The organism is Pseudomonas sp. p106, assembly GCF_003936645.1.
Lineage (GTDB): Bacteria > Pseudomonadota > Gammaproteobacteria > Pseudomonadales > Pseudomonadaceae > Aquipseudomonas > Aquipseudomonas putida_E.
Map to the genome: position 1 here is coordinate 49,365 of NZ_RHQR01000004.1, position 13,941 is coordinate 63,305.

A 13,941-nucleotide genomic window follows, 5' to 3' on the forward strand; every position below is an offset into this window, starting at 1 on the left:
GCAACGAACAATCAGGCCGGTGAGCCCTCTTTGATCAGGTGCGCGGCCAAGGTCCGCAAGGGCCCCAACTGCCGGCAGATCAGCGCCAACTGGGTCTGCACCAATCGTTGATGTTCATCCAGTTCCTCAGGCATCTGCTCCAGCGTATTGGCCAAGGCTTCTTCGGCATCGCTGTGAATCGCCACGGGTAACCGCGCGGCCAGGCCGTTGGCGATTTCGTCGAGGCTGGCGGCCAATGCCTGCCCCGCCCCCTCGATCAACTGTTCATGGACCTCTGCCGGCAGCGCCGTATCACGGTGTGCCCCCAGCCCTGAGAGGTAGCTGAGCAAGGTATGCGACAGCACCAGGAAGCGGAAGCCCACGTCGGCCTCCTTACGGAAGTGCCCCGGCTCCATGAGCATGTTGGCCAGCGTGGTGGACAGCGCCGCGTCAGCGTTGTGTGCGTTGCGCCGGGCCAGGCGGTAAGCCAGGTCATCGCGCTTGCCGTGGGCATACTGCTGCATGATCTGACGCAGGTACACACTTGCGCAGGCTAAGGTATTGGCCAGCGCCTTGTTAAGGCGGCGGCCCTGCCAGTCGGGGAGGAACAGGAACACGGCGAGAATGGCGATCAGGCTACCGACCAAGGTATCGAACAGCCGTGGCAGGAACAGGCCGTAGCCATCGCCGATCTGGTTGAAGCAGAACAGGATCATCAGCGTGATCGCCGCCGTGGCCAAGGTGTAGCGGGTGGTCCGGTTGACGAAGAACACCACCCCGGCCACCACTGCGAACGCCGACTGGATGAGCGGATTCGGGAACAGGTCGAACAGGGCCCAGCCCACGGTCAGGCCGATGGCTGTGCCGAAGATCCTCTGCACCAGTTTGCGCCGGGTGGCGCCATAGTTGGGCTGGCAGACGAACAGGGTGGTGAGGATGATCCAGTAGCCTTGGGTCGGGTGAATCAAGTGCACCATGCCGTAGCCCACCGACAGCGCCAGCGACAGGCGCAGGGCATGGCGGAACAGCAGCGAGGTAGGTGTGAGCTGGGTGCGCAACCGCTTCCATACATCCTTGAGATTGCGTGGCGAACGGTCGAGCAGGCTGCTGTCGCTGGCGTCGGCCAGGCTGTCGGGGTTGCTGGCGGCGCCAAGCAGGCGGTCCAGCGTGGCCAGGTTTGCGGCCAGGGCGCGTAGTGAGCGCAACAGGCCACGCCAGGCCGGGTTGTTCTGGTTACGCAGGTGTTCCAGCGAAGCGTTGAGGTCCTCGAGGGCCTCGGCGAAGCCGGTGGCCAGAACGAACGGCTGGCGCAGCCGGATCGAGCGTGCCAGTTCCTGGCAGGATGCCCCTTGTTTGCGCAGCAGGCGCTGGCAGCGGAACATCACGTCGCTGTGGAAGAACGCCTCGGTGAGGGCGTTGTAAGGGTAGTGCGAGGCGCTCACTCTTTCGTGGATGTCCTGGGCCAGGAAGTACAGCTTCAGGTAGCGGCTGACCTTGGAGTTGGGCTGGCTGTTGCCCACCCGGTGCAGAATGATTTCCTTGGCGGCATTCAGCGCGGCCACCACCTTGCCGTTTTGCTGGGCCAGTGCCAGGCGCTGGGCTTCGACATCGAGTGTGCGAATCGGCTCGAACAGGCTGGCCTTGAGCTTGAGGTAAGTGCCCAGTTCGAAGAACAGTTTGGCCAGGCTCTGCTGTACCGGTTGGTTGGAGAACAGCGCCTGCCACAGCACCGAGAGCAGGCCATACCAGGCGGCACCGGCCACCAGCAGCAACGGTTCATGCCAGAAGTCGCTGACTTCGCCGCCGCGCTGGTCCACGCCGATCATGGTGTACACCGACAGAATCAGCGTTGCCGATGCGATCGCGCCGTAGCGTTCACCCAATGCGCCAAGCATGGTCAGGGAGAAGGCGGCCAAGGCCATGGAGACGGCGAAGATCCAGGGGTAGGGGAACAGCAGTTCCACCGAAAGCGCGGCAATGGCGAAACACAGCAGGGTGACGAGCAACGCGCTGAGGCGGCCTTGCCAGCTATCGTCGGTCTCGGCCAGGGCGCTGGCGATGATGCCGAGGAACAGCGGGATGAGCAGGCTCATCTCGTTCTGGTACCAGCACCAGGCCATGCTGCCGGTGAGCGCGATGGTCACGCGGATGGCGTAGCTGAACTTGTCTTGACCCCACAGGCGACGCAATGACTGACGGAACGAGCTCGATGACATGATGGCCTGCTGGCAGTGATCGATTGAATGCATTGCGGCACGGACCAGCAAGAAGCGTTCCGTGCTGCTGAATGGATTCTACTCTACACGAACTGTGCTGCAGCGTTGGCCGATGCCCAGGCCCATTGGAAATTGAAACCGCCCAGGTGGCCGGTGACATCCAGCACTTCACCGATGAAATAGAGGTTGGGGCTCTTCAGCGATTCCATGGTTTTCGACGACACCTCACGGGTATCGACGCCACCCAGGGTGACTTCGGCGGTGCGATAGCCTTCGGTACCTGCCGGTACCAGCTGCCAGGCCGCCAGCTTGTCGGCGATCTGCGCCAGCTCCGCCGGGGTGTACTGCTTCATCGGCTTTGACTCGAACCACTGCTCGGCCAGCAGGTTGGCCAGTTTGCGGGTGAACACCTCGCCCAATACGGTCTTGAGTTCCGCATTGGCGCGCTCGGTCTGCTGCTGTTGCAGCCAGGTCAGGGCATCACGGTCGGGCAGCAGGTTGATTTCGACCGTGTCGCCGGCCTCCCAGAACGACGAAATCTGCAGGATCGCCGGGCCGCTGAGGCCGCGGTGGGTGAACAGCAGGTTTTCGCGGAAGCTGGTGCCGTTGCAGCTGGCTGTGCAATCGAGCGAGGTGCCCGACAGCTCGGTGCACAGTGCCTTGAGTTGAGGCTCGGTAATGGTGAACGGCACCAGACCTGCGCGGGTCGGCAGCAAGGTATGGCCGAACTGGCGCGCTACCTGATAGCCGAAGCCGGTTGCGCCCAGCGTTGGAATCGACAGGCCTCCGGTGGCGATCACCAGCGACTGGCAGGCAAACTGGCCGGCGCTGGTTTGCAGCAGATAGCCGCTTTCGGTCTTCTCGATATGCTCGATGCTGGTTTGCATGCGCAGTTCGGCACCGGCTTCGTCGCATTCGGCCAACAGCATGTTGAGGATGTCGCTGGCCTTGTTGTCACAGAACAGCTGGCCGAGCTTCTTTTCGTGGTAGGGCACGCCATACTTGGCCACCAGCTCGATGAAGTCCCACTGTGTGTAGCGGGCAAGGGCCGACTTGCAGAAGTGTGCGTTCTGGGAGAGGAAGTTGGCCGGCTCGGTGTACAGGTTGGTGAAGTTGCAGCGCCCGCCACCAGACATGAGGATCTTCTTGCCTGGCTTGTTGGCGTGGTCGAGCAGCAGCACCCGGCGGCCACGGCGGGCGCTGAGCTGGGCGCACATCAGGCCGGCGGCGCCGGCGCCGAGGATGATCACGTCGGTGGTGTGCACGGGGTACCTCATAAAGAGTGCTGGGGCTGCTGCGCAGCCCTTTCGCGACACAAGGCCGCTCCTACAGGCGTACGCAATCCATTGTAGGAGCGGCCTTGTGTCGCGAAGGGCCGCAAAGCGGCCCCCAAAGATTTCAGAGAATGCGAACTTTCAGGGCGCGGCCCTTGATCTTGCCGCTGTTCAGGCGCTGCATCGCCTGCTTGGCCAGCGCCCGCTCCACCGCCACGAAGGCTTGGAAGTCGAAGATGGCGATCTTGCCCACCTGCTTGCCCGGGATGCCGGCATCACCGGTCAGCGCACCGAGGATGTCACCCGGGCGCAGCTTGTCCTTGCGGCCAGCGGCGATGCACAGCGTGGTCATGACCGGCAGCAGCGGTTCGCCACCTTTGTTCTTCAGGCTGTCTAGCTGGTCCCAGCGCAGCGGGCTCTTCTGCAGCGCCTCGATGGCCTGGGCCCGATGGCCTTCGGCCGGAGCGACCAGGCTCACGGCAAGGCCTTTCTCGCCCGCGCGACCGGTACGGCCGACGCGGTGCACGTGGATCTCGGCATCGCGCGCCAGCTCCACGTTGATGACCATGTCCAGGCCATCGATATCCAGGCCGCGTGCGGCTACATCAGTGGCCACCAGCACCGAACTGCTGCGGTTGGCGAACATGGTCAGCACCTGGTCGCGGTCGCGCTGCTCGAGGTCGCCGTGCAGGGCCTGGGCCACGATGCCCTTGGCGGTGAGGTGGGCGACCACGTCCTCGCACTGCTGCTTGGTGAAGCAGAACGCCACGCAGGACTGCGGGCGGTAGTGGCCGAGCACGCGGGTGACAGCCTCCAGGCGCTGTTGCGGGTCGATTTCGATGAAGCGCTGTTCGATCTGGTTGTCGGTGTGCAGGCTCTCGACCTTGACCTGCTGCGGCTTGCGCATGAAGTCGGCGGCCAATTGCTCGATACCGGCGGGGTAAGTGGCCGAGAACAGCAGGGTCTGGCGGCGCGACGGGGTCTTGCCGATGATGCTGGCGATAGCGTCGAAAAAGCCCATGTCGAGCATGCGGTCGGCTTCGTCCAGCACCAGGGTATTGAGCCCGTCGAGCACCAGGGTACCTTTGTCCAGGTGCTGCTGGATGCGTCCTGGGGTGCCGACGATGATGTGCGCGCCATGTTCCAGCGAAGCGATCTGCGGGCCCAGCGAGACGCCACCGCACAGGGTGAGGATCTTGATGTTGTCTTCAGCGCGGGCCAGGCGGCGCAGCTCTTTGGCAACCTGGTCGGCAAGCTCGCGGGTGGGGCACAGTACCAGTGCCTGGCAACCGAAGTAGCGCGGGTTGATCGGGTTGAGCAGGCCGATGCCGAAGGCGGCGGTCTTGCCGCTGCCGGTCTTGGCCTGGGCAATCAGGTCCTGGCCCCTGAGGATGACGGGCAGGCTCTGGGCCTGGATCGGCGTCATCGAGGCATAGCCGAGGGCGTCCAGGTTGGCCAGCATGGCGGCGGACAGCGGCAAGGTGGCAAAAGCGGTGGATTCGGTGGTCACGAGGCGGGCCTGCGTTGCGAAGCGAAAAATGCCGCATAGTCTACCAGCCTCGTGGCCATTCGCCCTAAGACTCCATGTGCGGTTCCGGACGACGGGCACGCCTTCCGTCCGTCGGCGACAGCTGCAGGAAGATCGCCGCCGCCAGCATGGCCATGATACCGATGGTCACGAAGGTCAGCTGGAAGGCGCCCAGGGTGGTTTCCACACCATCGGCATTGCCGGCTGCAGTGAAACCGCCCAGCAGTGCGCCTGCGCAGGCCACGCCCAGGCTCAGTGACAGCTGCGCGACCACCGACAGCAGGCTGTTGCCGCTGCTGGCGCTGGCATCGTCGAGGTCGATCAGGGTTACCGTGTTCATGGCGGTGAACTGCATGGAGTTCACGGCGCCCAGCAGGGCCAGTTGCACCAGCAGTACGGCATACGGGGTCTGCCCGTCGACCAGCCCCAGGCTGGCCAGCAGCAGGCCGAGCAGCACGGTGTTGCCGGTGAGGACGATGCGGTAACCGAGGCGTTCGATCAGCGGCCGGGCAACGGACTTGGCGACCATTGCCGCCGCCGCCAGCGGGATCATGCTCATGCCGGCCTGCGCCGGCGAATAGCCCAGTGCCACCTGCAGCAGCAACGGCACCAGGAAGGGCAGGGCGCCGCTGCCCAGGCGTGCGAACAGGTTGCCCAGAATACCGATGGCGAAGGTGCGCACCCGGAACAGGCTGGGCGAGAACAGTGGTTCGGGATCGCGCCCGGCGCGCAGCCAGTAGGCCGCCAGGCAGGCCATGCCGGCGAACAACAGGAGCATCACCCGCAGGTGCGGCAGGTGCAGCTCGCCCAGGCCTTCCATGGCGATGGTGATCAGCACCATCGCCGCGCCAAACAGGATGAAGCCTGGGCCATCGAAGGTGGTGCGTTCGGCACCGCGCAGGTCGGGGATGAACTTCCACACGGCGTAACAGCCCAGCGCGCCCACGGGCAGGTTGAGCAGGAAGATCCAGTGCCAGGTGAGGATCTCGACCAACCAGCCGCCCAACGTCGGGCCTAGCAGTGGGCCCAGCAGGCCGGGGATGGTGATGAAGCTCATGATCCGCACCAGTTCGCTACGTGGATAGGCGCGCAGCACCACCAGCCGCCCGACCGGCAGCATCAGTGCGCCGCCCAGGCCCTGCACCACACGGGCGAAAATCAGAAAGCCCAGGCTGTTGGCCATGGCACACAGCAGTGAACCGAAGCTGAACAGCACGATGGCGCTGAAGAAGATACGCTTGGTGCCGAAACGGTCGGCGATCCAGCCCGAGGCGGGGATCAGCAGGGCCACGGTGAGCATGTAGGCGATGATCACACCCTGCATGCGCAGCGGGTTCTCTTCGAGCGAGCGGGCCATGGCCGGCAGTGCGGTGTTGAGGATGGTGCCGTCCAGGGACTGCATGAAGAAGGCGATCGCCACTACCCAGGGGATCCAGCGGGCGGTGACAGGGTCCAGCGGAGTGCGTTCGGGCATATGAACCTCAATGTTCAGTGTTGCCTGTCCTGGCCTCATCGCAGGCAAGCCGGCGATGAGGCCGGGATAGCCGATCACAATGTCAGGGTCAGCCCTTTGACCAGCGCCCCCGGCAAATGACTCGAACCGGTACTGCGCTGTCCATAGGTGCTGGTCGACAGGATCATCTCTCGCTCACAGGTCAGGTCTTCCAGCTGGCTGCCCAGCAGACTGTACAGGCTGTCATCGAAACGCATGGTGCTTACCGGCCCCTGAATCTGGCCGTTTTCCACCCAGAAGGTGGCGAAGCGGGTGAGCCCGGTCATGCGTGCAGCCGGCAGGTCCGAGTAATTCAGGTACCACAGGTTGCTGATGTACAAGCCAGTACCCAACCGCGCCAGGATGTCTGCGTTGGCAAGATTTCCCGCTGCAAGGCTGAGTGCGCAGGGCGATTCGTAGCTGTCCGCGCCATTGGCAAGCAGCTCGAACTCGGCGGCACTGCGGGCACTGACCAGCCTGCCCAGCGCTTGCCCTTCTCTTATCAGTGGTACGTCCTGACGCGGCGAACCCTCATCGGAAAACGCCGGGCTCAACGACCCACTGACCTGCTCGTGGAAACACACCAGCGGGCTCAGCCGGGCATCGCCGCTGTACAGGCGCTGCAACGCACTGTTGCCAGTGGCCAGAGACTGCGCAGAGAAACCGCCCCAGCACAGCATGCCGGCGATTTCGTCCATCGCGGCAGGCGCCAGATAGGCGCGGTAGCTACCAGGCTTCAGGGTAATTGCCGGGCGGCCGAGGAAGCCCAGCTGTTCGCGGGCCTGGCGCAGGCGGGCGGTGAATTCGTCTGCATTCCACGCCTGGCCGGCATAATTCGCCTTCACGGCCTGGCCGTTACTGTGGAACAGGCTCCAGTCGAAGTTGAAACTGTTGGCCTGGTGCCAGCCGAAGGCCCCGTAAGAGCTGGCAAAGCCCCTGCAGATCGGGCCGGCGGCATAGATCCCAACCAGGTCCAGGTCGCCTGCTTCGCCGTCGAGCAGCGCCAGTACTTCGCCCAGCTCAGGCAGCGCCTGATCCTGCAGGCTGTGGCTGTGCCAAGCGCTCTGGTCCAGGCGCAGGTAGGGGTCCGCAGGCAGAAGGGGCAGCGTCTGGCGCAGCTGTTCAAGGGCTTCGCCCAGGCGCTGACGGTCCACTTGCGCATCGCCGCTCAGGGTCACTTGCTGTTCAGCCTGGCGCCCGTCGCGGATCAGCCTCAGGTGCGCACTGGCCTGGCTGACCTCGCCGGCCTGGCGCACCTTGGCATGGTTGAAACGCACGAATTGCGATTGTTCAGCGCTGTAGCCCAGGGTGAACTGTTCTTCTGCATGTTTCACTTCACGCAGGGCACTGACCAGTTGTTCGAAAGCATGCTGTGGTGTTGCGCTCATCAGGCGTCCCCCCCGAATACGTCGATCTGGCGGAACACGCAGGCCGGAGCGGCATGGCCCACCCGCACCACCTGGTTGGGTTCGCCCTTGCCGCAGTTGGGCGTGCCCAGTACCTGGAAGGTGCTACGGTCACCAACCGCCGCGAGGTTGCGCCAGAACTGCGCGGAGATGCCGCGGTAGTTGGGGTTTTTGACGATGCCTTTGAGCTCGCCACCCTCGATCAGCTGCCCCCACTCGCAACCGAACTGGAATTTGTTGCGCGCATCGTCGATGGACCACGAGCGGTTGGTGCGCATCAGGATGCCGTGCTCGATTCCCTGAATCATTTGTTCAAGGGTTCGATCACCCGGCTCGACATTGAGGTTGGCCATACGGTCGATCGGTGCGCGGTTCCAGCCGCAGGCGCGGCTGTTGGCCACGCCATCGAGCCCGGAACGGAACTGCGACAGCGCGCCGCCCAGCGGGCGCAGCAACAGACCGTCACGGATCAGGAACTGCTTGCTGGCCTGGCTGCCGTCGTCGTCATGGCTGTAGCTGGCGAGTTCCTCCCCGATGGTCGGGTCGAAGGTCACGTTGAGCAGTGGCGAGCCGTATTGCAGTTGGCCGAAATCACTGGCTTTGACGAAGCTGGTGCCCGCGTAGTTGCGCTCGTCGCCGAGGATGCGGTCCATTTCCAGTGGGTGGCCGATCGACTCATGGATCTGCAGCATCATCTGGTCTGGCATCAGCAGCAGGTCACGCTGGCCGCTGGGTGTGTTGGCCGCCAGCAGCAGCTGCAGCGCCTCGTCGGCCACACGCTGAGCAGCACCGACCAGGCCGCAGCGTTCGATGATTTCGAAGCCACCCTGCTGGCCGAAGTTGTCCCGGCCCAGGCTACGGCTCTGGCTGTCCTGGCCGTCGCTGGCGGTGACACTCAGCCCCGGGAACAGGAACCGCTGAGCATGGCGCAGTTCGGCACCGGCGGAGTTCAGGTAGGTCTGCTCGACCAGGCTTTGGCTCAGGCTGGCCTGCCAGTCCACCAGGCGGCTGTCCTTGGGTACGCTGGCCGATTCGGTGGCGCGCAGGCCCAGGCAGTCGGCGAGGCTGGGCAGTGGGCGGTCGAAATTTGGCGAAACATGGTCGTGGCGCGAGCTGGGCACCGGCTGGTCGCGCAGGTCAAGCAGGCTGTGCCTGGCGATCTGCCGGGCCATGGCTTCGGCATGTTCCAATGCTCGTTGTAGCCCTTGCTGGGACAGATCGGCGGTGGCCGCGTAGGCCTCTACGCCGTTGACCCGCACCGTGACCATGGCGCCCTCGTCCTGGCTGAAAAATGGCGGCTCGGCCACGTTACGGCGTACCGAAAGCGCCTGGTGGGACTGTTTCACATGGCGCAGGGAAAACAACTCGGCCGTGCTGCGCAGCGTGGCAAAACGCTGGCGCAGCAGGGCGCTGGAATCGAACATGGAAAACCTCCGTGTGCACGGTGGCTCCCCCTAGAACCACCCGTCTTGCATGGCCAGGCAGGTATCGTCGCGTGCCTCGAGCAATGCCAGCTCATTATGGCAGCCTGGTACCTCCCAGGTCAGGAAATAACGGGCTGCCTGCAATTTGCCCAGGTAGAAGTCGCGGTCTGCGGCATTGCCCTTGCACAGGCCAAGCTCGGCATATATCGCTTGTTCCAGCCAGCGCCAGCCGATCACGCAATGGCCAAAGGCCTTGAGGTACAGGGCAGAGTTGGCAAGGGCTCCGGCAGTCTGGCCATGGGCCAGATCACCCAGCAGGCCGAGGGTCACGGCTTGCAGGCGAGTGACCAGTTGCTCAAGCGGTTGGCGCAAGGCATCAAGGTTCGGGTGGTGGCTGGCGCGCTCACCGGTACTTGCGATCAGGCGAATCAGTTGTTTGAGGCCGGCTCCGTTGTGCTGTGCCAGCTTACGGCCCAGCAGGTCGAGTGACTGGATGCCTTCGGTGCCCTCGTGGATCGGGTTCAAACGGTTGTCGCGGTAGTATTGTTCTACCGGGTATTCGCGGGTGTAACCGTGGCCACCCAGGATCTGGATGGCCAGTTCGTTGGCCTTCAGGCAGAAGGTCGAAGGCCAGGATTTGACAATTGGCGTCAGCAGGTCGAGCAACGCTTGTGCCTGCTGGCGTGCGCTTTCGCCATCAGCCGTCTGGGTGTCGTCGAACAGGCGCGCTGCGTACAGGCCCAGGTCGAAGGCGCCTTCCACGTACGCCTTCTGTGCCAGCAGCATGCGTTTCACATCGGTGTGCTCGATGATCGGCACCGCCGGGCTGAGAGGGTCCTTGCTGTCCGGCAGCCGGCCTTGAGGCCGCTGGCGGGCATACTCCAGCGAATACAGGTAGCCGGCATAGCCGAGCATCACTGCGCCCATGCCAACACCGATGCGTGCCTCGTTCATCATCTGGAACATGCAGGCAAGGCCCTGGTGTGGCTGGCCGACCAGGTAGCCGACGCACTGGTCATTGTCGCCAAAGTTCAGTGCCGTGGAGGTGGTGCCGCGCCAACCCATCTTGTGGAACAGCCCGGCCAGCAGTACGTCGTTGCGCTCGCCACGGCGGCCATCCTGATTGACCAGATACTTGGGCACGATGAACAGCGAGATGCCTTTCACACCGGGTGGCGCGTCCGGCAGCTTGGCCAGGACCATGTGCACGATGTTTTCCGACAGTTCGTGGTCACCACCGGAGATGAAGATCTTGTTGCCCTTGATCCGATAGCTGCCATCCCCGGCGGGTTCGGCACGTGTGCGGATGTCGGCCAGGGACGAACCTGCATGCGGCTCTGTCAGCGCCATGGTGCCGAAGAACCGGCCTTCGATCATTGGCTGCAGGAACAGGTGTTTTTGCTCGTCGCTGCCGAAGCTTTCGATCAGGTTGGCCGCGCCCATGGTCAGGAAGGGGTAGGCCGTGGTACCAGCGTTGGCGGCCTGGAAGTGGGCGAAGCAGGCCTGCGAGACCAGGCTGGGTAGCTGCATGCCGCCGACCTCGAAGTCGCGATTGGCGTTGAGGAAGCCGGCCTTGAGGAAAGCATCGACGGCAGGCTTGACCTCGGGGATCAGTTCAGCGCGGCCGTCCACGTAGCGCGGCTCGTTTTCGTCGGCCTTGCGGTTGTGCGGGGCGAAGTACCTTTCGGCGATGGTGCGCGCGGTGGTCAGCGCCGCGTCGAAGGTTTCGCGGCTGTGCTCGGCAAAGCGCGGGCGCTGGGTGAGGGCTTGGGCGTCGAGCACTTCGTAGAGTTCGAAGGCCAGGTTGCGGGGGCTGAGCAGGGTCTCGGGCATGGGGGCGGTCCTTGAGCGGGCTTGAGGCGAGTCTAGGATTGGCCGAATAAGACTGGCTACCATGATTGATTGAGATGATGTTCAGTCAAAAATCCTCGCATTTGGAGCCTCTGATGTTGGTTGACGGGGGAAGGGGCTGGGTTGAGTGAGCGTCAAGGCCACCCGTTCGCAGCAAATCTTGAAGCACGTGTGAGATCAAAAGGCATTCATCTGTCAGCCTTGGCACCTTTTAAGCTCTGCTATTCCACTGACTGCATGAAAAATTTGAGGCGTCAGAGGCGTGCTTGTAGAAGGCGACAGGAATATTCCTGCGCGCTGCGCCGAAATCTCCTACGACCGCAGTGATGGAAAATGAGGTAGATATTGATTCTTCACTGTGGAGGAATTCTATGGACAGGATTTGTGAGTGGCGCGACGTTTGGAAAGAAGATTTAGAGAGGGTTGAAGACCCTTTTTTTGCTTGTTCGGTAGTTCAGAGGGCTTTGCTGGAAAATACGACCCTGCGTGGATTGTGTGACTTCCAGAAAGCATGTGATTTGCCTCCGGGGCGTCCTTTGCTGCAGGATGATATCTGGCGAGCTTTGAAGCTGGTGGAAGACGGCAGGTGGTTCCTTATTCGGGAGCAGCCAATTTCTCCAATTGATGTGTCGCGTTACCCTCGTTTGAGATGGGCGGAATCAAAGCTGGATTTACTGCTGTCTGAGAGTAAATACCCAGAAGCTGATGGCCCTGGCAAGTGGAAAACATTTAGTATTGATACAGATTTATTGTGGTCTGGGGTGGCGTTGGCCGCAAACTTTTTAACATCCCGAGGTGACGAGGGACGTCTTTTTTCGAGCGAGGGGAAAGACTATGCTAATACCCGTAGATTGGTAAGTCAGAGGTGGGTGCCATTAGGCGAAAAGGAGCGGAGCTTCGCCAGACTATCGGCTACACATCGATATGGGGATGTACGACGGATAACGCAAAACTATGTACAGGCAGATGATGCCTGGGCGATCACGGGGGAGTCCTGGCACTGGCGTCCTGTGGTACCTGACGAGGAGTATGAATATAGAATAGGGGCCTATTGATGGTGTCAACTACCAATAAGCAGCGAGCTCTATATTTGCTTTGGGCAAGTATGGATGCGTTTTATATTATTTTGTACATCTTGCGTAATATCGCCCGAGGCGCAATACCTTTTTTGTCGGATTTGAATAGTGGTCTTGACGTAGTGCGGAGTTGGGGTGGTTCAGGCATTGTGATCTGGGCCGGGCTGTTTTTACAGTTTTCAGTTATTGTTACATGCGTGGGTTTTTTCAGGTGTAAAAAAATCGTGGTGTTTTTGGCGCTGGTGCAGATGCCATTCAGATTTTTTTTCATCGTTCCGTCAGTTTCGGTGGTTTTGCTCTTGCCTATGGTCGTTGCTGGCATCAATAACTGGATATGGGTTGGGTTGTTGCTTGCTTCAGAAGCGTTTAAGGGGTGGAGTATCTGGTGGCTTTGGCGTAACTCTGGGGCGCGCATGGTGGAAAGATAGCGTGGCAACTGCTCGGCCATGGTTGCCCGCTTTGTGGTTTGACGGTATTTCCCTGTTGGCGCGGCTGCCGCCCCGCATTCCTTCGCTCATGCGACAAGGCTGACAACCATGGCCTCACAGGCATGGCCACGTTGCAACAAATGTGAGCAGCCTTGTGCTGCGCAGCGCCGCGCGGGCGGCGCTCGGCCTCACAGGCGCTGAAAAGGGTGAGGCGCGAACACCTGCCAGTCTCACCGCATTCCGGCCAGTTTCGGCAGATCATTTTAGGTTTTCACCTATTCCATGTAGTCCATTTCCCAAACATACTCCCAACCCCCTCCAAGCCATTGCGGTGCTCTGGGTAGGGCCCTAGTCTCGGGTGGTCGCTGCCGAATCAGTGACCGGCTTTGACAGGCCGCTTAGGTCAAACCGAATCGCTTTGCCTTTATGGCAGCTGTGCATGGGGCACTTCGTGTGCGCCGGGTTTTGGTTTGCCTACCGGTCTGTCAACCCATGTACAGCTGCCACCCTCTTGTTTGACAGCAGGTGTGTAGTGGCCTTTATCACTAGGTGAACCATGATGCTGAAGATAGTCCCCGATCCACCCTAACGCCCATTCCCTTGAAGACACCCTGATCCAGGCCACGGATCACGCGCTGTGTGCCGCAACCGTGGTGCACCACGCCATGCAGCTGCAGCCCAGGTCGCCGGCTTCGATCCTGATGATGACCACGATGCATGAACTGGAGGCGCTGCGGGCTTTGCTTGAGTCTGCATTGGTTCAGGTGCAGATGCCCGCTGAGGCCAGACCTGTGCATTGAGGCTGCGTAATGTGTTGCCTGGGCTGGCCTCTTCGCGGGTAAACCCGCGAAAGGGCCAGGCCAGGCAGTCGAGAATTATCAGGGGATTGAACAATGACAACAGAAGACACCCAGTTCACCGTCGGCAAGACCACCTTCTACCAGGGCGAGAATGGCACACATCCACTGTTTCGCATCGAGCCGGGTATCCCGTGCCGGGATGCCTGAGAGCAGTCTTCGGAGTTGATGGGCTATGTGCGCGAACTGACCATTACCGGGTTGATGGATGAGAAAACGATGATGCTCTGGGCTGCGCATTATTTGAGTGCGATGGCCAAGGCACTGATGGATGATGCTGAGTTGGGGATGAAGCAGTGAGGGCCTGGCTTCAGGCTGCATGAAGGCCCCAATGTATTCGCCGCAGCAGTTTCAGCGCCTGTGAGATCGAGCGCCGCCCGCGCGGCGCTCGATCTCACAGGCGCCAAACA

General features: G+C 61.9%; 9 protein-coding genes and 2 pseudogenes. 3 read left to right on the plus strand and 8 right to left on the minus strand.

Annotated features, from left to right (window positions below):
• Positions 1-11: 11 nt before the first annotated feature.
• The 7 genes from yccS to EGJ09_RS06535 form a co-directional block, all read right to left on the minus strand.
• The gene (gene yccS, locus EGJ09_RS06505) at positions 12-2,195 is read right to left on the minus strand and encodes a YccS family putative transporter (RefSeq protein ID WP_046785174.1); all 2,184 of its coding nucleotides are present in this window, start codon (positions 2,193-2,195) and stop codon (positions 12-14) included.
• Positions 2,196-2,278: 83 nt separating this feature from the next.
• Entirely contained in the window at positions 2,279-3,460 is a 1,182-nt protein-coding gene (locus tag EGJ09_RS06510; RefSeq protein ID WP_125923474.1) for an NAD(P)/FAD-dependent oxidoreductase, read from the minus strand.
• 133 nt (positions 3,461-3,593) lie between these two features.
• Positions 3,594-4,931: an ATP-dependent RNA helicase DbpA gene (gene dbpA / locus EGJ09_RS06515; protein ID WP_237859352.1), complete on the minus strand. Its 1,338-nt coding sequence runs from the start codon at positions 4,929-4,931 to the stop codon at positions 3,594-3,596.
• 112 nt (positions 4,932-5,043) lie between these two features.
• Positions 5,044-6,471: a multidrug transporter subunit MdtD gene (gene mdtD, locus EGJ09_RS06520; RefSeq protein ID WP_039604767.1), complete on the minus strand. Its 1,428-nt coding sequence runs from the start codon at positions 6,469-6,471 to the stop codon at positions 5,044-5,046.
• 74 nt (positions 6,472-6,545) lie between these two features.
• The gene (locus EGJ09_RS06525) at positions 6,546-7,877 is read right to left on the minus strand and encodes a TldD/PmbA family protein (RefSeq protein WP_115273438.1); all 1,332 of its coding nucleotides are present in this window, start codon (positions 7,875-7,877) and stop codon (positions 6,546-6,548) included.
• A complete protein-coding gene (locus EGJ09_RS06530) occupies positions 7,877-9,319 on the minus strand; it encodes a TldD/PmbA family protein (RefSeq protein ID WP_125923475.1) in 1,443 nt (480 codons plus the stop codon). Before EGJ09_RS06530 ends, EGJ09_RS06525 begins: the two co-directional genes overlap by 1 nt.
• A gap of 30 nt (positions 9,320-9,349) precedes the next feature.
• The gene (locus tag EGJ09_RS06535; protein WP_125923476.1) at positions 9,350-11,152 is read right to left on the minus strand and encodes an acyl-CoA dehydrogenase; all 1,803 of its coding nucleotides are present in this window, start codon (positions 11,150-11,152) and stop codon (positions 9,350-9,352) included.
• A 344-nt stretch (positions 11,153-11,496) separates the two neighbouring features.
• Here EGJ09_RS06535 and EGJ09_RS06540 point away from each other — a divergent pair, with 344 nt between their 5' ends.
• Positions 11,497-12,225: a hypothetical protein gene (locus EGJ09_RS06540; protein WP_125923477.1), complete on the plus strand. Its 729-nt coding sequence runs from the start codon at positions 11,497-11,499 to the stop codon at positions 12,223-12,225.
• A 61-nt stretch (positions 12,226-12,286) separates the two neighbouring features.
• Here the strand turns inward: EGJ09_RS06540 and EGJ09_RS26430 are convergent, their stop codons facing one another.
• Entirely contained in the window at positions 12,287-12,694 is a 408-nt protein-coding gene (locus EGJ09_RS26430; RefSeq protein ID WP_158621129.1) for a hypothetical protein, read from the minus strand.
• Between the two features lie 539 nt (positions 12,695-13,233).
• Here EGJ09_RS26430 and EGJ09_RS26720 point away from each other — a divergent pair.
• Together EGJ09_RS26720 and EGJ09_RS06555 are read left to right on the plus strand one after the other, a co-directional pair.
• Positions 13,234-13,474 (plus strand): annotated as a pseudogene (locus EGJ09_RS26720) (hypothetical protein).
• A gap of 93 nt (positions 13,475-13,567) precedes the next feature.
• A pseudogene (locus EGJ09_RS06555) lies at positions 13,568-13,831 on the plus strand (DUF3077 domain-containing protein).
• Positions 13,832-13,941: the final 110 nt, after the last annotated feature.

Coding starts and splice junctions, on each gene's coding strand:
- yccS (WP_046785174.1), bottom strand. CDS start 2,195: ATGTCATCGAGCTCGTTCCGTCAGTCATTGCGTCGCCTGTGGGGTCAA.
- dbpA (WP_237859352.1), bottom strand. CDS start 4,931: ATGCTGGCCAACCTGGACGCCCTCGGCTATGCCTCGATGACGCCGATC.
- mdtD (WP_039604767.1), bottom strand. CDS start 6,471: ATGCCCGAACGCACTCCGCTGGACCCTGTCACCGCCCGCTGGATCCCC.
- EGJ09_RS06525 (WP_115273438.1), bottom strand. CDS start 7,877: ATGAGCGCAACACCACAGCATGCTTTCGAACAACTGGTCAGTGCCCTG.
- EGJ09_RS06530 (WP_125923475.1), bottom strand. CDS start 9,319: ATGTTCGATTCCAGCGCCCTGCTGCGCCAGCGTTTTGCCACGCTGCGC.
- EGJ09_RS06535 (WP_125923476.1), bottom strand. CDS start 11,152: ATGCCCGAGACCCTGCTCAGCCCCCGCAACCTGGCCTTCGAACTCTAC.
- EGJ09_RS06540 (WP_125923477.1), top strand. CDS start 11,497: ATGGAAAATGAGGTAGATATTGATTCTTCACTGTGGAGGAATTCTATG.
- EGJ09_RS26430 (WP_158621129.1), bottom strand. CDS start 12,694: ATGGCCGAGCAGTTGCCACGCTATCTTTCCACCATGCGCGCCCCAGAG.